The sequence below is a fragment of the Lysinibacillus sp. Y5S-8 genome (genome assembly GCF_036894365.1).
Taxonomy (GTDB): domain Bacteria; phylum Bacillota; class Bacilli; order Bacillales_A; family Planococcaceae; genus Lysinibacillus; species Lysinibacillus fusiformis_D.
The window spans coordinates 1,471,318-1,492,115 of sequence record NZ_CP145889.1 but is presented as its reverse complement, the minus strand read 5'-3'; the positions used below and the strand labels follow the sequence as shown (position 1 = coordinate 1,492,115).

General features: G+C 36.3%; 17 protein-coding genes and 1 pseudogene. 7 read left to right on the top strand and 11 right to left on the bottom strand.

Features of this window, described 5'->3' with window-relative positions:
- Positions 1-22 precede the first annotated feature (22 nt).
- The 3 genes from V6670_RS06980 to V6670_RS06970 all read left to right on the top strand — a co-directional run bounded on the left by V6670_RS06980 (position 23) and on the right by V6670_RS06970 (position 4,557).
- Positions 23-1,591: an IS1182 family transposase gene (locus tag V6670_RS06980; RefSeq protein WP_338651340.1), complete on the top strand. Its 1,569-nt coding sequence runs from the start codon at positions 23-25 to the stop codon at positions 1,589-1,591.
- Between the two features lie 321 nt (positions 1,592-1,912).
- On the top strand, positions 1,913-2,899 hold the full coding sequence (locus V6670_RS06975) for a BMP family ABC transporter substrate-binding protein (protein WP_338653312.1): 987 nt from the start codon (positions 1,913-1,915) through the stop codon (positions 2,897-2,899).
- Positions 2,896-4,557, top strand: a complete 1,662-nt coding sequence (locus V6670_RS06970) for a methyl-accepting chemotaxis protein (RefSeq protein WP_141903990.1) — start codon at positions 2,896-2,898, stop codon at positions 4,555-4,557. The genes V6670_RS06975 and V6670_RS06970 overlap by 4 nt, the downstream gene beginning before the upstream one ends.
- A gap of 607 nt (positions 4,558-5,164) precedes the next feature.
- Here the strand turns inward: V6670_RS06970 and V6670_RS06965 are convergent.
- Positions 5,165-5,923: a glucose 1-dehydrogenase gene (locus V6670_RS06965; protein WP_036127043.1), complete on the bottom strand. Its 759-nt coding sequence runs from the start codon at positions 5,921-5,923 to the stop codon at positions 5,165-5,167.
- 165 nt (positions 5,924-6,088) lie between these two features.
- Here V6670_RS06965 and V6670_RS06960 point away from each other — a divergent pair, with 165 nt between their 5' ends.
- The 3 genes from V6670_RS06960 (at position 6,089) to V6670_RS06950 (ending at position 9,345) form a co-directional block, all read left to right on the top strand.
- Entirely contained in the window at positions 6,089-7,288 is a 1,200-nt protein-coding gene (locus tag V6670_RS06960) for a helix-turn-helix domain-containing protein (RefSeq protein WP_338653309.1), read from the top strand.
- 120 nt (positions 7,289-7,408) lie between these two features.
- A complete protein-coding gene (locus V6670_RS06955; protein WP_141903989.1) occupies positions 7,409-8,407 on the top strand; it encodes a permease in 999 nt (332 codons plus the stop codon).
- A gap of 11 nt (positions 8,408-8,418) precedes the next feature.
- Entirely contained in the window at positions 8,419-9,345 is a 927-nt protein-coding gene (locus tag V6670_RS06950; RefSeq protein WP_338653307.1) for a TIGR03943 family protein, read from the top strand.
- A gap of 427 nt (positions 9,346-9,772) precedes the next feature.
- Here the strand turns inward: V6670_RS06950 and V6670_RS06945 are convergent, their stop codons facing one another.
- The 10 genes and pseudogenes from V6670_RS06945 to V6670_RS06900 all read right to left on the bottom strand — a co-directional run bounded on the left by V6670_RS06945 (position 9,773) and on the right by V6670_RS06900 (position 19,237).
- Complete coding sequence (locus V6670_RS06945; protein WP_338654526.1) at positions 9,773-11,029, bottom strand: NtaA/DmoA family FMN-dependent monooxygenase; 1,257 nt, start codon at positions 11,027-11,029, stop codon at positions 9,773-9,775.
- 241 nt (positions 11,030-11,270) lie between these two features.
- Positions 11,271-12,404 carry a CamS family sex pheromone protein gene (locus V6670_RS06940; RefSeq protein WP_141903986.1) on the bottom strand — a complete coding sequence of 378 codons (1,134 nt, stop codon included), beginning with the start codon at positions 12,402-12,404 and terminating at the stop codon, positions 11,271-11,273.
- Positions 12,405-12,769: 365 nt separating this feature from the next.
- Positions 12,770-13,165 (bottom strand): VOC family protein, encoded by a 396-nt coding sequence (locus V6670_RS06935; RefSeq protein WP_036127069.1) that lies wholly within the window; start codon positions 13,163-13,165, stop codon positions 12,770-12,772.
- Positions 13,166-13,254: 89 nt separating this feature from the next.
- A complete protein-coding gene (locus V6670_RS06930; RefSeq protein WP_338653305.1) occupies positions 13,255-14,172 on the bottom strand; it encodes a serine hydrolase in 918 nt (305 codons plus the stop codon).
- Positions 14,173-14,260: 88 nt separating this feature from the next.
- Positions 14,261-15,355, bottom strand: a complete 1,095-nt coding sequence (locus tag V6670_RS06925; RefSeq protein ID WP_338654524.1) for a HAMP domain-containing sensor histidine kinase — start codon at positions 15,353-15,355, stop codon at positions 14,261-14,263.
- A 22-nt stretch (positions 15,356-15,377) separates the two neighbouring features.
- Positions 15,378-16,070: a VanR-ABDEGLN family response regulator transcription factor gene (vanR, locus tag V6670_RS06920; protein ID WP_222423544.1), complete on the bottom strand. Its 693-nt coding sequence runs from the start codon at positions 16,068-16,070 to the stop codon at positions 15,378-15,380.
- 192 nt (positions 16,071-16,262) lie between these two features.
- Positions 16,263-16,841: a pyridoxamine 5'-phosphate oxidase family protein gene (locus V6670_RS06915; protein ID WP_338653304.1), complete on the bottom strand. Its 579-nt coding sequence runs from the start codon at positions 16,839-16,841 to the stop codon at positions 16,263-16,265.
- A 130-nt stretch (positions 16,842-16,971) separates the two neighbouring features.
- Positions 16,972-17,745: a DUF817 domain-containing protein gene (locus tag V6670_RS06910; protein WP_141903981.1), complete on the bottom strand. Its 774-nt coding sequence runs from the start codon at positions 17,743-17,745 to the stop codon at positions 16,972-16,974.
- 200 nt (positions 17,746-17,945) lie between these two features.
- Positions 17,946-18,344 (bottom strand): annotated as a pseudogene (locus V6670_RS06905) (amino acid permease); the annotation flags it as partial.
- A 305-nt stretch (positions 18,345-18,649) separates the two neighbouring features.
- Complete coding sequence (locus tag V6670_RS06900) at positions 18,650-19,237, bottom strand: TetR/AcrR family transcriptional regulator (RefSeq protein ID WP_141903980.1); 588 nt, start codon at positions 19,235-19,237, stop codon at positions 18,650-18,652.
- Between the two features lie 332 nt (positions 19,238-19,569).
- On the opposite strand from V6670_RS06900, the gene V6670_RS06895 reads away from it, so the two are divergent.
- Positions 19,570-20,562 (top strand): acryloyl-CoA reductase, encoded by a 993-nt coding sequence (locus V6670_RS06895; protein WP_338653302.1) that lies wholly within the window; start codon positions 19,570-19,572, stop codon positions 20,560-20,562.
- Positions 20,563-20,798: the final 236 nt, after the last annotated feature.

Here is a 20,798-nt window from a genome sequence, read left to right as displayed (position 1 = left end):
TTATACAGAAAGAAGGATCCTTATGTTTAAAAATTATAACATGAATCAATTAGTTTTGCCTTTAGATTTAGAAGTAACATTACAAAAAAGCGATATTGCCTTCCATGTCCACCATTTAGTTGAAAGTATCTCGCCTGAAGCGTTTGAACCATTCCTTCGAAATGAAGGCTGTCCCGCCTACCATCCACGCATGATGCTTAAAATTATCTTATGTGCTTATACACAATCTGTCTTCTCAGGGCGTAAAATTGAAGCCCTATTAAAAGATAGTCTTCGGATGATGTGGCTAGCTCAAGGGTATGAACCAAGCTACCGCACAATCAACCGTTTCCGTGTTCAACCAGAAATGAAAGAGTTGATCCGCCAATGTTTCGTCCAATTTCGTTGCCAGTTGGTTCAAGAAGAATTAATTGATCAGGAAGCTATTTTTATAGATGGAACAAAGATCGAAGCCAATGCGAACAAATTTACTTTCGTGTGGAAAAAATCCATCGAGAAATACCATAAAGGATTAATTGAAAAATCAAACCAGTTATACGATGAGCTACTCGAAAAAGAAATCATACCCGAAATTGAACGAGAAAATGTAGAAGAATTAGCAGTAGAAGAGCTCGCCCAGATGGTAGAAAAAGTAGACGAAGTGATTGCCGAGTATGATCAAAAAATAGAGGATTCATCGGATGTAGCTGAAAGAAAAGCTTTAAGAGTTGAACGGAAATTCCCAAAGCAAGCTCGCAAACAATTAATCGACTATATTGTACGTAAACTAAAATATCAAAAAGACTTTGAAATCTTTGGCATGCGAAATAGTTATTCCAAGACGGACTCAGATGCCACATTTATGCGAATGAAAGATGACTATATGAAAAATGGTCAATTGAAAGCAGGTTATAACATCCAAGTCGCAACAGAAGGTCAATATGTACTTGCCTACAGTATCTATTCGAATCCAACAGATACACGTACCTTAATCCCGTTTTTAGATGAAATCGAACAACATTATTTTGAGTTACCAAAACACATCGTCGCAGATGCTGGATATGGCTGCGAACAAAATTATGATGATATCCTTTCGAATCGTAAACGAGAAGCCTTAATTACATATAACTTGTATTTAAAAGAACAAAAGCAAAAGTATAAACAAAACGAATTCAATACAGCCTACTGGAATTATGATGAAGAAAATGATCAATACACTTGCCCGAACCAACAACAGCTCGTATTTAAATATCGTACCACGAAAACGGATCCATATGATTTCACGCGTGAGTTTAAGGTATACGAATGTGAAGACTGTTCCGGATGCCCATTCCGTTCATTATGTACAAAAGCAAAAGAGGGAAATAATCGTAAGTTACTAGTGAATGAGAAGTGGGAACAGCAAAAAGAATATGTAAGAACAAAGCTTTCAGAAGAAAAAACGAGTACCATTTATCGTCAACGCAAAATTGACGTGGAACCAGTTTTTGGATTCTTGAAGGCTAATTTGCGTTTCACTCGATTTTCTGTTCGAGGAAAATCGAGTGTAGGAAACGAAATGGGGCTCGCATTACTGGCCGTGAATTTAAGAAAATTCACAGCCAGTAGCTAAGGACTATCTAGAGACAACATAAAAAATAGAGAAATCCGAATTTGAATGAATTCAAATTCGGATTTCTCACTAATTGAAGCTAGTTTTGTCCCAGCCTCTTTATTATTGATTAGGCATACAGAGCTTGCTGTAGAAGCCTTCATAAATATATTACTTAATTAGTCATCTAGGTTTATAATATTAACTTATTATGTATATAGAAATGACTATTTATTCTTATGCTCTACATAAAAATTTATTTTCATTGTAGTCTGACATCAGACTAAAAAAATTCACATTTTGCCGATATATAGGCTATAAACAACAGGAGGTACAAACATTTTGAAGAAATTGATGATTACTTTTCTTTTGATGGGTCTATTGCTAACAGGCTGTTCATCCGCACAGACAGAGACATCAACTGAAGGATATAAGATAGGCGTTTTACTATCAGACGCGGGACTAGGCGATGAATCATTTAATGATTCAGCTTTTAAAGGGCTCGAAAAGGCTCGAGATGAGCTTGGCATTTTGTTTGATTACAAAGAGGCTCCTGATGGTAATTATGAGGACAAGCTGAACGAGCTTGTAGCAGAAAAATATGATATCATCATTGGTCTTGGTTTCTCTGTACAGGAAGCACTAGAGAAAACTGCGAAACAATATCCCGACCAACAATTCATATTGATTGATGGGCAATCTGATGTTGACAACATTATTTCGATTACCTTTAAAGAACAAGAAGGCAGTTTTTTAGTTGGTATGGTTGCTGCTATGACAAGCAAGACAGGGAAAATTGGCTTTATTGGTGGTGCAGATGCCCCTGTTATTCATCACTTTGAAAATGGCTTTATCGAAGGAGCTCGTTATGTACAACCAACTATTGACATTATGAGCGAATATGCGGGTACCTTTGATGACACGCAGGCTGGTGCAGCAATAGCAGATCAATATATAAAAAATAACGTTGATTTTATTTATCATGCAGCTGGCTTTACTGGTTTCGGCGCAATTAAAAAGGCCGAGGAAATGGGGATTTATGCAGCGGGTGTTGATATCGATCAATTTTTTGTTGCCGAAAAGACGGTTGTCACATCCATGCTAAAAAATGTTGATCTTGCTGTCTATCAACTTGCTAAAACATTAGTAGAGGACGGAAAAATTACCCAAAAATCGTTTGCATTAGGGCTAGCAGATCAAGGTGTGGGACTAGCTGATATTCGTGTCATTCAACTAACATCAGAGCAACAGGCTGCCATTGAAAAGGCACAAGAAGCCATTATCTGGGGCAAGATAAAAGTTACTGCAGAAAAGGGGAATGGCCAGTGACATTACGTAAAAAATTATTTATGAATACACTCATCCCAATCGTACTGGCTATGGCTATGATTGGCTTTATTATCATTCAAACATTTAATATCCAAACAACCGCACAGGATGACACTAAACTTTTGCTTGCAGTGAAAGAGCTGGAGCAAAGTTTGGTTGTGGCCAGCCAATCATTAAATAATTATACCTATTTAGATAGTGAAGCGAATAAAAATGAAGCACTTGCTATTTTACAAGAAACAAAAAGCAATTTAGAAGCATTGGCTGCTCTCACAAGAATACCTGACCATCAACAGATTATCGACAAAATTTCTGATAAATTCGAAGACCTAGAAAAAGCTACAGAAAGCGGCTTTCAAGAAAACAACCGCTCTGAAATAAAAAAGCAATCTATCCGAATTAAAGGTATTTTAAACGATATGCATTTGCTCAAAAAAGAAACGAACGAATGGTATCAAGAGATGATACAAGTGACGAAGCAAAAAATTGGTTTTATTACAACCACTACAATCATCGGCAGTGTGCTATTAATTTTGGCAACGATTATTTATTCCTATGTGGCAGCAAAAAGAATTACCAAACCGATTAATCAGATTGTAGAGTGTGCACAGGGAGCAGCTACAGGAGATTTAACTATAGATACCTCTACACTCTCCTATCAACCAAACAGTCGATACGAGATTGATCAACTATCGGAAAGCTTTTCACAGATGATGAATAATTTGAAAAGTACTGTACAATCCATCGATCATATCGGTAAGGATGTTAACGTATTCACACAAGATGTAACAAGCCATATGAGAAATATTCATGAAAGCAGTAATCAAATCGCCACATCTACTGACGAATTAGCAAAAGGTAGCTATACGATGTCAGAAGATATTCAATCTGTGGCCATCCTTATGAATAATATGACAGACCAATTTAAGGGGGTTATGCAAACAAGTGAGCAATCCGCTAACAATGGTAAACAGGCATTAGAGGCTGTTCAAAATGGTCAGTATTCATTAGAAAAACAATCGACCATTGCAAAAGATATTTCGACGACATCACTTGATATTAAAGAGGCTGTTACGCAATTTTCGCAATTTACTTCAGAAATTGAAGGAGCGGCCAATGCTGTCCACACTATTGCTAGCCAAACAAATCTATTAGCTTTAAACGCTGCCATTGAGGCTGCCCGTGCTGGAGAAGCCGGTAAAGGGTTTGCCATTGTCGCAGAGGAAGTGAAAAAGCTTTCTTCTGAAACGGAGAATGCAACAAATTTAATCACTTCTATGGTCACACATATACAGGATGGCATCTCACATATTCTTACTACGGCTGAGCGAGGATATCAGCTTTCAAATGAACAGTCCCATTCAATGGTAGAAACGGAACAATCATTTGCTGTCATTGCGACACATATCGCAGACATTCATCATGATTTACAAAGCCTTACAAAGGAAATGGTTCAAACGAACGAAATGAGCCAGCAAGTGAATAGTACGATAGAAAATATTTCAGCCATTACAGAAGAAACAGCAGCAGGTACAGAAGAAATTTCAGCTTCGACACAGGATCAGTTACTTGCCTTCCAAAAAATTAGCGCTAAAATTGACGATCTACAAGGTATGACAGATACATTGATGCATGAGCTGAAAAAATTCACCTTATAATATCTTTGCCAAACAAAATCCAGTGAATGAATGTTCACTGGATTTCATAGTGTTGAAAAACAAAACCATCCATAGCATTTATGTGAAAGGTGAAAATGGATTTCCGTTGCAGGCTACTTGCTTTCCTGTGGGTGAGCGCCGAGCCGCTTCCTCCGCTACCGCTCCGTTTAGAGGCTCGCCTGTCTTGCTATCCCACGGGACTCAAGTAGCCTTCCACTCCAATCCATAAAAATGTTTCTTTTTAGCAAAGGTCTTCAAATAAAGTGAAGGGTATTCACTACGCTTTATGGAGTGGTGTTGTCATTCATCACTTCTCCGCATTGAAAATAAGAGCCTATCCTCTCTCTTATAATATAAATAAAGGGCTATTTTGTTCAGGAAAAGACGCTTTTGCAGAATGGTTGATTGGAGTGGAGCCAGCGTCACAGAGGAGACCCTGGAGCGAACGCAGTGAGTGAAGCGGCTCATCGGACGCCCCCTGGAAAGGACGCTAGCGGAACGGAAATCAACCCCTCGCCTTACAAAATTGCTTATTATGCCGTTGACATTACCTTTTTTCAACAACATGAAATCCAGTTAATAATGTTCACTGGATTTCCTCTTTTTATTATAAAGTTAAGCCTCCATCAACTACCACGATTGAGCCTGTCATATAGCTTGCTTTGTCTGATGCTAGGAAAACAACCATTTCAGCCAGTTCCTCTGGTTTTGCATAGCGTCCCATTCTCATATTTGGAATTTCTTCTGGAATATAGCCACCTGTTTCAAACATAGTTGTTACACTGTTTGTTAACGCTGTCTCTACGCCACCTGGACAAATACCGTTGATTCGAATCCCCTTTTTTACATACTCTAAGGAAGCTGCTTTTGTTAAACCTACTACTGCATGCTTACTTGCAGAGTAAACAGCCATACTATGCTCACTACGAATTCCAGCTGTTGAAGCCGTATTAATAATAGAGCCGCTACCTTGTTCTTCCATTACCTTTAAAACATATTTTAAGCCAAGGAATACACCTTTCACATTGATAGCCATAATACGTTCATACTCTACATCCTCAATCTCTGTTAATGGAGAAATTTTTTGAATAACTCCTGCATTATTGAAAAATATATCAATGCGTCCATAAGTATCAACAGCAACATTTACATATTTTTGAACATCTTCGTTTCTCGAAACATCTGCCTGAACGAAGATACCTTCTCCACCTTGCTTTTTAATCAAGCTTAATGTCTCTTCCCCTGTTGCTTTGTTGAAATCAACGACTACCACTTTTGCACCATTGCTAGCAAGCTTCAAACTGCTGGCTCTTCCAATACCGCTTCCAGCACCCGTTACAACTGCAATTTTATTCAAAAGATCCATCTTCTATTCCTCCCTAACATTTTGAAGTCATTGTCTATTTTATTGCTACTTCTCTCTTTTTTATTGTATTATTTTACACAAAATAGTACTTTCTCATTGTCTATACAATAAAAATTGAAACTGCTTTCATTTTGATAGTATTCTTACGAACGGAGGTGCAGAAACGTGAAAATATCCACTATCGATCTTCAATATATAAGCCAACTAATTTCTGAAATACATCATCTCCCTGTCTCTTATATTAATTTAGCGGGAGAAGTAGTTTTTGAATATTCATCAGCAGAATATACTAGTAAACCATCCTATATTTCTCTAAAGGAACAGCTAAAAACATACCCATATCATACGGCTTCAAATAGCTATCCTATTTTTTTCTCTATAGCTGAATTCAATTATTTTTATATTAACTTAACAGTAGACAATCAATATTTAGGGGCGCTTGTAGTTGGACCGTCCCTTTCACAAGTAATAGAAGACACTATAAAATCAACTATTTATCATGAGCCTGATTTGTTTCCTACTCTCCATTATCAGCAATGCTTAGCCATAAGTTTATTTGTTTATTATTCAATCTACCAAAAAAAAATATCTAAAACAGCTGTGATTCACCACAACCACGCGTTAAAGCCCCTTATTCGTCATGAGGGACATACCGCGCTTGAACTTTCCTATGCAAGAAGAAAAGATAGTGTGCATACAAATCTTTACTATGAAAAAATATTGTTAGACAATGTGAAAAATGGGCGGATGGAGAAATTAAACGAAGTCTTGAACTATTCCATTGTCGGACAAGCACAACTTGGAGTACTTTCAAAGCACAATCATTTAAGAAGTGTACAATATTTGATGATTACAGGAATTGCACTTATTTGTCGTGCTGCTATTGAAGGTGGATTAAATGAAGAAACAGCCTTTACATTAAGTGATTTTTACATTCAAAAACTTGAGGATCAAAGCAGCTTAATCGACATTCTTTCGTTAATGGAGGAAGCTATTTATGATTTTACACGTCGTGTGTCACAAGCTAAGCAAAACAAATATTCAGCACCCATTACAACCTGCATTCATTCGATCGAAAATCAACTATATAGTGAAATAATACTCAATCAACTTTCAGCAATTTGCCACTTAAGCCCCAATTATCTTTCTTCCTTATTTAAAAAGGAAGTAGGGATTTCCTTTAGTGAATATATTCAGCAACAAAGGATTGAAGAGGCAAAAAAGCTATTAATCTATACAAGCTACCCCATTTTAGACATTGGTTCATTACTTAATTTCACAGATCAAAGCTATTTTATTAAAGTTTTCAAGAAATTTACAGGTATCACCCCTAAGCAATATAGAAATAAGGATGTTCATCAATAATAAAGAAAGTAAAAGAATGTTCGTGACCAGCTTTTACTTTCTCTTTACATAGTAAAAGTCATACTTGCAGTACCACTTGCATATTTTAAAACGTAATCATTACACTTTAAGGAGGTACATGTGGAACGTCTCCATCTATCAAGATATGTATTGAATTTTTGGTTCATCTTCATGCTATTAGGAAGCTTGCTACCATTCCTGTTATTCAATATCTCAGCATTAAGTGATTTAAGTTCCTCTTTACTCAGTCTGCATACTATTTTTTTAAGTATTTTAATTGAGGCATTACCGTTTGTGTTAATTGGTATCATCATTGCGGGCTTTATTCAGATTTTTATCACAGAGGAACATATTCAAAGGTGGATTCCTCAAAATGCGGTAATGGCCGTTGTCATGAGCTGTCTTGTAGGTGCATTATTTCCAGCCTGCGAATGTGGAATCGTGCCTATTGTGAGAAGATTGATTGCCAAAGGTGTACCGATTCATGCAGCTATAGGCTTTATGTTAACTGGCCCACTCATTAATCCAATCGTTATTCTCTCTACCTATATGGCATTTGGAAATGATTTGAAAATAGCCAGCTTACGAATGCTACTAGGTTTTGTTATCGCTATTGTCGTAGCATTACTCATTAGCTTGTTTTTTAAAGGTTCACAATTTAAAAGCTCCTTACAACCTGATTCATTGGCAACAGCTAACCAACCAACATCCTTTGTCACAAAACTATTCAATATGTTCAAACATGCCATTGATGAATTTTTTGATATGGGCAAATACTTAATTATTGGGGCATTTTTAGCTGCATTTGTCCAAACCTATGTATCTACCAAAACACTCGTAGAAATTGGAGATGGCGTATCCTCCTCTATTTTGGTCATGATGGGCTTAGCCTTTATTCTTTCACTTTGCTCGGAGGCAGATGCCTTTATTGGGGCATCCTTTAGTGCTACTTTCTCAACCCCATCCATTCTTGCATTTCTTGTTTTTGGTCCTATGATTGACTTGAAAAATACCATTATGTTAATGAGCGTATTTCGCTTCAAATTTGTCTTCTGGTTAGCCGCCTTAGTGGCTATCATTGTCTATATTAGTATATGGATTCTTTCACCGTATCTCTAAGGGGGAAAACCATGAAATTTCACGTTCAGCAAGCGCTAAGAGCCCTTATTCTACTTGCTTTCTCAGCTATGATTGCAAGCTTGCATTGGACCGGGGAACTAACAAAATTCATTAACCCCAAATATGAAAGTCTTAGCCAAACAGCTGCCATTTTATTTTTTATACTGTTTCTTGTTCAGCTAACAAGAGTCATATCATTTACTCAGACGACCCATCATTGTGACGACAGTGGACATGCTTGCTGTTCACATCATGACCATGGTCATTCAGTCTTTACACGCAAAAAATGGCTAGCCTATCTTATTATTATGACACCGATTTTGACGGGCTTCTTCGTGCCTGCCAAAATTTTAGATGCTGCAATCGCTGATAAAAAGGGTGGGGCCTTCTTTCTCACTCAGCAAAGTCAACCATCCAAAATTGAGGATTACCTCACTTCAAATGAAACGATTGATGAAAATATCTATGACGAGCATGATCCTGACCCTAAACTAATGGAGGAAAAGCAGGAAATGACAAAAAAGCAATATGAACAATTAAAGCAACAGCTATCTCAACAAACTATGCTGAAAATGACAGATGAGGAGTATACGATTTATTACGAGGACATGCATCAACATCTAGCAAACTATTTAGGGAAGCAAATCCAGTTAAAAGGCTTTGTTTTGAAAGAAGATAGCTTTACAGAAAAGCAACTAGTGGTTTCCAGATTCCTTATTACCCATTGTGTTGCTGATGCAAGTATCGTAGGCTTTTTGACAGAATTCCTTGAGGTTCCAACTATCAAAGAGGATACATGGATTGAGGTAATCGGTACAATCGGTCAAACAACTTATGAGGGTGCTAGCCTACCCGTCATTCATATTGATGATTGGGTAACAATTGAACAGCCTGAATCACCATATCTTTACCCCATAAATATTCGAATGAGTTTCTAGCAACATGAAAGGGCAAAGTTTACATCTTTGCCCTTTCATAGTGTTGAAAAACAAAACGATCCATAGAATTTTTGTGAAAGATGAAAAAGGATCTCCGTTGCAGGCTACTTGCTTTCCTGTGGGCGAGCGCCGAGCCGCTCCGTTTAGAAGCTCGCCTGTCTTGCTATCCCACGGGAGTCAAGTAGCCTTCCACTCCATAAAAATTTTTCTTGTTAGCAAAGTTTTTCAAATAAAGTGAAGGTATTCACTACTAGTGTTGTCACGCATCACTTCTCCACATTGAAAATAAGAGTCTATCCTTTTACCACATGGTGATTGGAGCAGCGGCTTATCGGACGCCCCCTGGAAAGGACGCTGGCGGAACAGAAATCAACCCCTCGCCTTTCAAAATAACTGTTTCTGCCGTTGACATCACCTTTTTCATCTATTAATTGGGTAATAGTACATCTAGACCTAAATGGGAACGTAATGTGCTCCCTTCATATTCAGCACGGAATAGCCCCCGCTCTACTAGCATAGGGATCACATCACTAAAGAATAAGTCTAAAGATTTCGGAGGTCCACCTGGTACAGCAATAAAGCCATCCAATGCACCCTCCTCATAAAAAGTAATGATTTGATTGACAATGTCCTGCGGCGTGCCGATTGCCACAAGGTGAGCTGAGCCAATTACTTCTGGACGTGCAAGCAATACCTCAACAGTTGGTTCATTGTCGATAATATAACGACGCACCAAATCGGCATGTGTTTTACTACGTACTTTTTGATCTTTTGGCGGCAGCATATCAGCCGTTATCTGATCTTGCAGTGCCAAATGACGAATATCCATGCCTATCACTGATTCTAGAGCACTATAGCGACGCTCAAGTGTTAAATGTGCATGTGCTTGACGGTACATTTCGAGTGCTTCCTCATATGTATCGCCTATAAAGAAATAGAGCCCTGGTAATAACCGAATATCATCGGCTGAACGACCAACCTCAACCGCACGTTTACGCAAGTCATTACGCATTTCAACACCCACCTCCATAGCAGGTGTCGCTGCAAAAATGGCATTGGAAACAGTAGCCGCAAATTGACGACCTACATCCGATGCACCTGCTTGGAAGAATGGTATATCTCCTGCTGGATGCATAGGTAGATTTAAAGGGCCATTAATATGGAAAAACTCACCCTCATGCTCAATCGGCTTGACAAGCTCGTTTATTTTCTCTAAATTCCCATTTGTTTCTAATACTTCATAGGGATGACTATGCCATAGCTGTTTCACGACCTCTATACATTCTGCGGCTTTAGCATACCTCTCCTCTGATGAAGCCATAGGTTCATTACCGAAATTATTGGCCCCATCAATGGAAGTGACGATATTCCAGCCTACTCGTCCCTCACTAATCCAATTCAACGATTGCAATTGACGTGCAATCAAATATGGTGGTATAAAGGATGTCGAGATGGTAGTCACTAAACCAATTTGCTTAGTTTCTCGTGCCACCGTTGCCATTAAGAAGCTAGGATCTAAGCCAACCGTTCCTTTTGTTTTAGCCATTAATTCTGGATGTGCTACTAAATAATCAGCCTTAAATAAAAAATCTAATTTAGCCGCCTCAGCACGCTGTGCAAATGCAATATGTTCATCAAGTAACGCACCCTTCTTACCATGATTACCATGTACAGCTATATGCATGCCAATAATAAGATGTCTTCTCATTGTTATATTCTCCTCTCTTTAATTGAAAATGATTATCATTTTCATAATAGGCTTACTTTTTAAATATTGCAACCAAATCCTTTACATACAAAAAAAGACAGGTACCTAATGAATGAGGACCTGTTATTTTGATTGATAGTTATTACTTTTCGTTTAATATGCCTCATGGAAAATCATGAGTCTCTCATTTGAGTTGCGACGACTTTTTACATGATAGTTAGATAGGATTTGCGAAAATTTGTTTTTCTGTTGGCTCCCATAGAACAATTCCCACATCCTTCTTCTGATCAATGATCCGAACGGTAATGGGGATATACTCAAATAAAATCGTATTTAATTTTGTACTAATCAGCTGTAACAAGCCTACTAATTCCGTATCATTGATTAGCGGCGCGTGTACTTCCATTTTAATATCTGTTAATTTGCCCTCTTCATAGCGAAGTCTCCCTATAATTTTAGGGTTTAAATGCTTAAACCCTGCTTGAATATCTTCTTTAAAAATTAATAATTTATTATACATATTTTGATCTAAGCTATATAATGCCTCTGATGGAAATGAGTAATACTTTTTATCAATCTCAGACCACTTTGTTATAGTATTTTCTCCTTTTGCAATAAAGGTTTCAGCTAAAAATAAGCCAGGAATAATATCATTTATGTTGGATTCCTGATATAAAGTTAAATAAATAGGGACTTCCGGTATCTTTTTATTGTTTCTTATATCCTGAATGATCTTGCCAGCTATTTTTTTGCCGTAATTTTTCACATCATTGCTATCATCATCATTTTGATCTACTTTCACTTGTCCTGTGTAAATTAACCCTTTGTCATCCGATACACGTATATCATAAAATTCATTTAACGATATCGCGATTGACATTCCCTCTAGCTTGTTATTTTCCTTATGAATAAAATTATGTTCTACTACATGAGAGAGAATTAGCGGATACTTTTTCTCATCCTCTAAAACATCACCAGTTCTAGTTTCAATGGTTGGGTTCAAGCCAATACCTTCCTCTGTTTTTCTAGCTAACCATTGCTTAATCATTTGCTCATCCAAATATTGACCTTCCTGCAAATAATACTTTTCAGTTGCAAAATGATTCACAGATAAATCCATGAGTCCCCTCTCTATTTCATTTATATTTAACGCATTATTCATATTGTTAACCATTAAGCCTCGCGCAATATTACTTTTTGCAGGCTGTTGAATTTCATAGGCTTCCTTTTTTTGAATAGATGAAATATACATTTTTTCATTCGTCGTATCAGGCTCAACCTCACCACTACTACAAGATGCTAATAACCCTATGGATGCGATTAAACTAAATAAACACTTTCTCTTTTTCATCACAAATACTCCTTAATCATATGTAGATATTTAATATTTCCATAATTTAACCATACCAAATTTTACAAAACAAAACATCATATATTTACAAATATCACCATTCTATAGCAAGATCAAAAAAGACCTATGTTCAAGAAAAAATGAACATAGGTCTTTACTATTGTAGATGATTGTGAGAAAAGTTTATTTTTGATCAGGTGCAGTCTTCTAGCTTTTGAGTGGTTTCTTCATGTTTATAAGGAGGTCGCTCTTCCAATGAGCCGAGACCAATCTTTTCTAAGCTACTTCCTCACTTTCTCAGCACAACCTCCAACTGAAGCGGCTTCCCCATTTTTGAGCATTACCCCTCAACTATGGAGCGAATGCTACTTTGCATTTTTATCAGGTTGGTGAATGCCAAAAATATTGCCTTCTGTATCGATATAATAGCCTTGCCATGCCATCCCAGGTAAAGCATGTTTCGAGATAGCTACTTTGCCACCATTTTCAAGAATTTTGGCTTCTGTTCCATCGTAACTTTCGACACCCATGGTACAAGCAAAGCCATTCAACGCTTGATTGACTTCTGGTGGTGGGCCTTGGCGTTGCATTAACGCACCATTAATACCAAGTTCATCTTCCTCACCTGTCACTGCTCCAAAGTACGGCATGCCTGCATAGTCACTCCAGTCTTGAAATGACCAGCCAAATACTTTCCCGTAAAAATGCTTTGCCCGCTCCATATCATTTACATGGATTTCAAAATGAACTAATCTTCCCATAGTACCCTCTCCTTCAAGGTGAATATATTCACTATATAGCATTTTCAAAAAGATTGAAAATTAAAACATATAGAAAATAGTCACCAGTTTTACAATTGACTATACACAGAAAATGCATCCGTAATGTTATATTGCTCCGTCCGAGGACCTCCTTCAGCTCCTACTGTCACTAACACATATTCTTGTCCATTAACAGTTGCTAAACTTGCTAAACATAATCCTGCATCCTCTGTATAGCCCGTCTTGCCACCTAGGATTTTCCCTCCTGGCAATACACTTGATGTCATATGTTGAAACATTCGACTAGTAAATGTAATACCCTCCGGATGAAGGTTCGTTGACTTAATAGAATATCTTTCTGCTGTATAAACATTTCGAAACTCATCATTTGTTAAGGCATATTGTAAGAGTAGTGACATATCTTTCACAGTTGTATAATGCTCTGGATGATGCAGTCCTGTTGTATTCATAAAATGAGTATTTTTCATTCCTAGTTGCTGCGCTTTAGCATTCATAAGCTCTACAAATTTCCGTTCTGAACCAGCAGCATATTCAGCTAAACCAATAGATGCCTCTGCACCTGATGGCAGCATGGAGCCATACAATAAATCCTCTATCGTCAACCTCTCATTCGGAAGAAAACCTGCCACTGAAGCATTTTCCTCGTATAAATCATTAAAGATGTTTTTGGGTAAAACGATTTCATCTTGTAAGCTTGAAATTTGCTCAATCGCGACTAAAACAGTCATCATTTTCGTCAAAGATGCAGGATAAATGACTTCCTCACTATTTTTATCTAATAGTACTTGATTTTCATCTAAATTCACTAAAATGGCATTAGAACTATATAAATCGATATTGAGCATATCGCTACTCATCGTCGGTATTACTTTTGGTGAATCAACCATCTCCTGACGTAATGTTACAGGTGTTTCCTTCAATATCAAATAAACAAATACTATCATGAACAGGAACAATATACTTACAATACCTTTTCTTGTGAACATAAAAACAACTCCTTCTCTTTATGCTTTTATTGAACCATAAAAAAAGGAGCTTATTTTTAATTAACTATTAGTGAATTCTTAAGGTTTCTTAAGAATTGGTTGGAATCATAACTATGAACACGGTTTGATTTTGATGAGAAGTAGCTGTAATCGTCCCTCCATGGGCTTGCACAATTTCATTTGAAATGGCTAAACCAAGTCCGGCACCACCCGTTTGTGTAGACCTTGCACTATCTAAACGGTAAAACTTTTCGAATATCATCTCTAATTTTTCAGGCGGTATGGTCTTCCCTGTATTCTTAAATGAAATAAACGTTTGATTGTTTTCACTTTGTGCACTAATTTCGATTGTACTATTGGGTTCACTATAGGCAATTGCATTTTTTAAAATATTATTAAATACCCTTGCTAATTTATTTCTGTCTGCATAGATAGTCATCTCTCCATCTATATTGACGATGGCTTTTTGACCCTTTGGTGCTAACAATGGGTAAAATTCATCGGCTACTTGCATTAACATATAGTTAAGAGGAATAAGGTCTTTCTCTAAAACGATGGATTGTAAATTAAATCTTGTGATTTCAAAAAACTCATTGATTAATTGTTCTAGTCTATAGGATTTTTCTAATGTAATTGTTACATATTTTTCTTTCTGCTCAACAGGCATATCCCTTGCCTCATCTAAAAGGCTTAAGTAACCAATGATAGATGTTAAGGGAGTTTTAATATCATGGGCTAAATAAACAACCAGATCATTTTTACGTTGTTCTGCTTCTTGTGCATCCCTCGCACGCTTTTCTAATTTATATTTCACATCATTTAATTTCTTCTCTAAAAAATCGAGCTCTGTCGGAAGATGAATTTCCTTCTCTGACTCATCTGCAAGCATAGTGATACTGTTACTAATTTGATGAAAATAACGAGTAAAACGAGATAGGGCAATATAAAAAATGATCAACAATAATAGGATAAATCCTATAGTAAGCCAAAGAGGTTTATTTTGTTGAAATAACACATTGTAGGCATTTTGTGCAGCAAAGTAATCGAGCTGCAAGATATTTTCACAAAAGGCTATAAAAGCATCCGCAAAGGGAGCTTGTAAAACACCATCAATGAATGCAAAGTTGATTATAAAACCTATTATGATTGCTATAATAAGAATAAAAACGATTTGTAAAACCATCTTCCTCTTCAATCCGCCAAACTCATTTTTCAATGGTATACCCCACTCCCCAAACAGTTTTAATAAATTTTGGGTTTTCCGCAGAATCTTTCATTTTTTCCCTTAAATGTCGTATATGGACCATTACGGTATTATTGCTGTTAAAATACTTGTCCCCCCAAATTTCTTGAAATAATTGCTCTGAACTAATGACCTTCCCTCGATTTGTACACAAATACCATAGAATTGCGAATTCCGTAGGGGTTAGGGATACCTGTCTTTCATTTAAAAAGACCTGCCGTGTGTTCTGATTGATCATCAAACCAGCGAAATCAATGATATCTTCTGTTTGCTTCGAACCTTGGTTGTACAATGTAAATCTTCTTATTTGTGCCTTGACACGAGCAACCAATTCCAATGGACGAAATGGCTTTGTTATATAATCATCTGCTCCTAAAGAAAATCCATTTATTTTATCAATCTCTTCTTCCTTTGCCGTAAGCATAATCACTGGAAAATTGAACGTTTCTCGGATTTTTTGTAAAATGGTAAAGCCATCTATATCTGGCATCATAATATCGAGAACAGCTAAATCCACATTTTCCCGCATAATACACGCCAGAGCCTCTTGAGCTGTATAGTACTTAAATACATGGTAGTTTTCATTTTTTAAATATAACTCAATTAAATCTGCAATTTCTTTTTCATCATCAACAACTAAAATATTCAAATGAATTGTCCTCTCCTTCTACTTACACAATTTCCAATGATTTTTCACAGGCATTATAGCACTTACGAATAGCTATATCTATTAATAAGAATAGGTTATTTAAAGCGCAATAAAAAAGTAGAGATGGAAAAAACCTCTTTCCAACTCTACTTTCCATATTGAATCCCAAGCCTTATCGTTATTCGATATTTAATTTGTTCAATTGGTCGCCATAGTAGTAGATTTCTGATTCAAATCCTGTGTTACCACTCTGCCTGAATAATAGTGCATTTGTTCATTTAATTTATGCTCTTTTACGGTTAAATTGGTTGGCCTTACTTTCAGAACAAGCGTCTTACTCCCGAGTGATGATTGATACTTTTCGATATGTGTTTTCGACAAAGGGGCGTGATAATAACCTGGGACATATTTATCAAGCATTGCCTGCATTGCCACAGTAGCCTCATCTAAATCTGTGACAATTTCCACCAAACCATTTGCGATGACACTCATATAAGCTGTATCCGTGTTAGCAGGAATGGGATCTACCATTGTTCCATAATTCTCGCATATAGAGATACATGCATTTGGGTTGGCTGTTAGGATGTCTATTTTCCTGCCTTCATTGGCACCGTGGAAATAAAAACTCCCATCTTTGAAGACATAATTTAGTGGCAGAACATATGGTGTATGTTGATCCACTAAACCAAGAAAAGCGGTTTGTGCGTCTTTTAAAAATTGTTGAATTTGTTTTTCATCTGTACAAGCTCTTTGCAGCATTCGAATGTCTGTTTTCATCTTTTTATCCCCCTATCCTCTACTAAAGAGGAGTCTACAGCAGGATTGCCCTCTAAAAAAGGGACAGTTTTATGAAAAGGGATGGGTACAACTTTCAAATATTGAAATGAAAGTTAGTTATGCACTATCTTTATTCACCTGCATCTCGATAAAATAATTTAAGCTGTGCAACAATCAGAATGCTAATGACTACAAGTAAAAACCAAGAGCTTATTTTGCCAAAATGCACAATCGACCATGCTACCTCTTGATTAGGATATGACCATGCCCCAAAGAAAGTAGCGATATTTTCAGCAATCCAAATGAAAAAGCCAATCAAAAAGAAAGATGCAACGATGGGCATTTGATAGATTTTATTTCGCACCTTAAATTTGACCATAGTTCGATAAAACACCACAAAAAGTAATGCCATTAACAGCCATCTAAAATCATAAATAAAATGATGAGTGAAGAAATTGAAGTAAATCATAGCTCCTAGTGGAATGGCTACATAACTTCTTGGCCAACTCACAATTTTCAAATCAAATCTACGCCAGGCTTGGCAAATATAACTCGCCACACTAGCATACATAAATCCACTATATAATGGCACACCTCCTACTTTTGACCACGCCTCTTCAGGATAAGACCAAGAATTAAAATTCACTTTATACAGTTCTAGCACAAGTCCAATAATATGAAACAGACAGATGACTTTTATTTCATCCTTTGTTTCTAATCCAAATCTATACATCAAGTATTGCGTCAATAGACAGATGGCTAGAATGAAATCGTATCTTGCTACACCTGGTATTGGAACAGCTCTAGAAAATGCAAGTGTAATAAATATTACAGCAGGAAAAATACAGGATAACGATTGTTGATACGTAAAGATTCCTAAATCTTTAACAAAATTTTTTAACATGAATCCACCTCAGATTAGCTCAAAACTAAATTTATTCTTGTATGAAGAATAAACGATAAATTATCCTATTTCAATATTTTTTTATCGAAAAACGATAAATTTTTTCGTTTTATTTTGGAACTATTCTTTGGTAGTTTCGTCTTTGTTGTTCTTTATTAATAAAGAAAAGAGTAGCCATATAATACAGCTACTCTTATCACTTAAAGATACATTTTTTGATCTAATTTTAACTGGACTTCTTGTTGGTTTATTACTAAATTCGTAACTTTTTTCACTTTTAAATAATAAACAATATAACAGCCAATGAAGAAAGCTCCACCACAGTAAAGGGCTAATCGTTGAGCGGGATCAAAAGCCAAGCTTGCCATAACGATGCAGTTTGCCAATAATCCTAAAATAGGAATAACCGGATAGAATGGTGCTTTGAATTTTAAATCCTCCACTTTTTCTCCTTGGCGTAAATAGGAGCGTCTAAATGCAATTTGAGAAGCGGTAATTGCAATCCACCTGATTTGAGCACCTAAACCTGCTAGGGATAAAAGCCACACAAATACGGTATTAGCGGCAAATACGCTTGACAATAATGACAAACTCGACATTATTTTTAATTTTTATACAGTTTAAATTATTGAAAACATAGATATTTACTTGTATAAACGATTGCATAAACGCTATTTCAGTGAATATTAAAACAATTTTTTCCTATTTTAAGCGATTATTTTACATAAATTACTAAACAAAATATTAAAAATATTCTATTTCCATTGTTTTTTTTGAAAATTAAGACGGTAATTTTAGCAAAAAAGATAATATATTGATAAATAATTTCTAATTTATTCAAATTAACCCCTTTTTTTCTACATAAAAAAAGCCTTACTACAATAGTAATTAGGCTTTATTATCCCTATTTTAATAATTTCACAATACTATTCAAACAGGTTTCTTTATAAAATTTATGTTGTTCTTCTAAATCACAAGTTAACCATTGTATTAACGAACCATCAATCATTGCTCTCATCATTTTTGCAGAGGATAACGAATCAATGTTTGGGCTAAACACACCTTCCCTTTTTCCTAATTCAATAATTTCTTGACCAATTCCCCAGCAATTCTCATAAAATTTTAAGTTGATTCTTTTATAATCCTCATTGCCGTTTGCCTTGGCTAAAAAATCTAAATAGACTCTGTAAAACTTTTTATTATCTTGGGGCGACACAAAAACAGCGTTTAAGTAGGCTTGGAGCTTTTCTATAGCTGTTTGATATTTGCCTATTTCTTGTATTTCAACACTATAGATTTTGCTCGTAGTGGATTCCAGTAATGCCAATAATATATTTTGTTTACTTGTAAAGTAGTAGTGAACTACCCCTTTTGAAACATTGGCATGATCGGCTATGTCTTGTAGTGTAACTTTATCATAACCTAACTTTGAAACAGCATTAAAGGCTGCTTTCATAATTTGTTTTTTACGTTCTTCCTCTTTCTTTTTCATAGATGCCTCCGATGATTTAATCAATTACGCCTCAGTGTAATTGCCGCTGACGCTTCGCTTGTGCGCGGAGAAACAATGCGTCCAGATTTTTTTGATTTTGCTCGAAAGCTCATTTCTAAAAACTGTGACATCCGCTGGCGGCTTTATGAGGATTCAACGGCTATCTCCCATTATAAATGAGAGGGATTTCTGTACATAACAATACAAAAACATATACTGAATCAAGTTAAAGCTATTATACAGGAAGAATAGGTAAACTCCAATTTTATATTGACCAGTCAGAATAATTTTGTTACTGTTTATTGGAATTAAATGATAAGGGGATGTTTACTATGACAATAGGAAGTTTTAAAGCGTTAGTTGTCAATCAAGAGGAAGAATTTACAGTTAAAGTAAACGAATTGACTTTAGCAGACCTACCACAAGGTGAGGTATTAATTAAGATTTATTATTCAAGCATTAATTATAAAGATAGTCTTGCTTCTATTCCTGATGGTAAAATCGTTACTTCCTATCCTTTTGTTCCTGGTATTGATTTAGCTGGAGTCGTTGTTTCCTCTGAAGACCCTCGCTTTAACGAAGGTGATGAGGTCATTGCGACAAGCTATGAAATAGGGGTCTCCCATTTTGGCGGTTTTAGTGAATATGCTCGTATCCCTGCTAAATGGATTGTGCCACTTCCAAAAGGGCTTTCGCTCAAGGAAGCCATGATAATTGGTACTGCAGGATTTACTGCTGCATTGTCTATCAAAAAATTAGAGGACAATGGCATTAACCCTGAAAAAGGAAAAATTCTTGTTACTGGCGCAACAGGTGGTGTCGGTAGTTTTGCGGTCTCTATTCTTTCAACACTTGGTTATCAAGTAGAAGCAAGCACAGGAAAAAAAGCTGAACAGGACTATTTAAATAATCTTGGGGCTACTTCAATCGTTACTCGGGAAGAAGTTTATGATGGGAAGATTAGAGCATTAGGTAAACAAAAATGGGCGGCTGCTGTTGATTCTGTTGGCGGAGAGCCACTCGCCTCTTTATTAAGTCAAATTCAATACGGAGGTGCTGTTGCGATTAGTGGTTTAACTGCAGGCACACAGCTTCCTACAAATGTCTTCCCCTTCATTTTAAGAGGGGTAAATTTACTTGGAATTGATTCTGTTTATTGTCCAATGGATATTCGCTTGAACATCTGGCAGCACCTAGCGACAGATTTTAAACCAGCAAACCTTGACAATTTCATTCAGCAAGAGATTACATTACAGCAACTTCCAAATGTTTTACCTCTTTTACTAAAAGGTCAAGCAAGAGGAAGAATTCTTGTTACTTTATAAGCTATTCGACTTAAATTTTAAAAGGTTTGATACACTATCTCATTTCCCTTTTTATTTCCCAGAAAATATTGATAGTCTTCATCAATGATACAAAGGCTACTACGCATATAAAGCGTGGTAGCCTTTTTTATGGCTGACATCTTCCTGACATAATGGCCATTTATAGTAATTCATGAACGACCCACTTGCTCACTTTAGAGAAATTCAGACGATAATGTTTGTCTAATTTATCATTA

Excerpts from the sequence above, each read along its gene's own strand:
- V6670_RS06965 (WP_036127043.1), bottom strand. The coding sequence starts at position 5,923 with ATGGATCTTTTGAATAAAATTGCAGTTGTAACGGGTGCTGGAAGCGGT.
- V6670_RS06915 (WP_338653304.1), bottom strand. The coding sequence starts at position 16,841 with ATGAAAACAGACATTCGAATGCTGCAAAGAGCTTGTACAGATGAAAAA.
- V6670_RS06895 (WP_338653302.1), top strand. The coding sequence starts at position 19,570 with ATGACAATAGGAAGTTTTAAAGCGTTAGTTGTCAATCAAGAGGAAGAA.
- V6670_RS06900 (WP_141903980.1), bottom strand. The coding sequence starts at position 19,237 with ATGAAAAAGAAAGAGGAAGAACGTAAAAAACAAATTATGAAAGCAGCC.
- V6670_RS06940 (WP_141903986.1), bottom strand. The coding sequence starts at position 12,404 with ATGAAAAAGAGAAAGTGTTTATTTAGTTTAATCGCATCCATAGGGTTA.
- V6670_RS06925 (WP_338654524.1), bottom strand. The coding sequence starts at position 15,355 with ATGGTTTTACAAATCGTTTTTATTCTTATTATAGCAATCATAATAGGT.
- V6670_RS06935 (WP_036127069.1), bottom strand. The coding sequence starts at position 13,165 with ATGGGAAGATTAGTTCATTTTGAAATCCATGTAAATGATATGGAGCGG.
- V6670_RS06930 (WP_338653305.1), bottom strand. The coding sequence starts at position 14,172 with ATGTTCACAAGAAAAGGTATTGTAAGTATATTGTTCCTGTTCATGATA.
- V6670_RS06945 (WP_338654526.1), bottom strand. The coding sequence starts at position 11,029 with ATGCATATAGCTGTACATGGTAATCATGGTAAGAAGGGTGCGTTACTT.
- V6670_RS06910 (WP_141903981.1), bottom strand. The coding sequence starts at position 17,745 with ATGTTAAAAAATTTTGTTAAAGATTTAGGAATCTTTACGTATCAACAA.
- V6670_RS06980 (WP_338651340.1), top strand. The coding sequence starts at position 23 with ATGTTTAAAAATTATAACATGAATCAATTAGTTTTGCCTTTAGATTTA.
- V6670_RS06950 (WP_338653307.1), top strand. The coding sequence starts at position 8,419 with ATGAAATTTCACGTTCAGCAAGCGCTAAGAGCCCTTATTCTACTTGCT.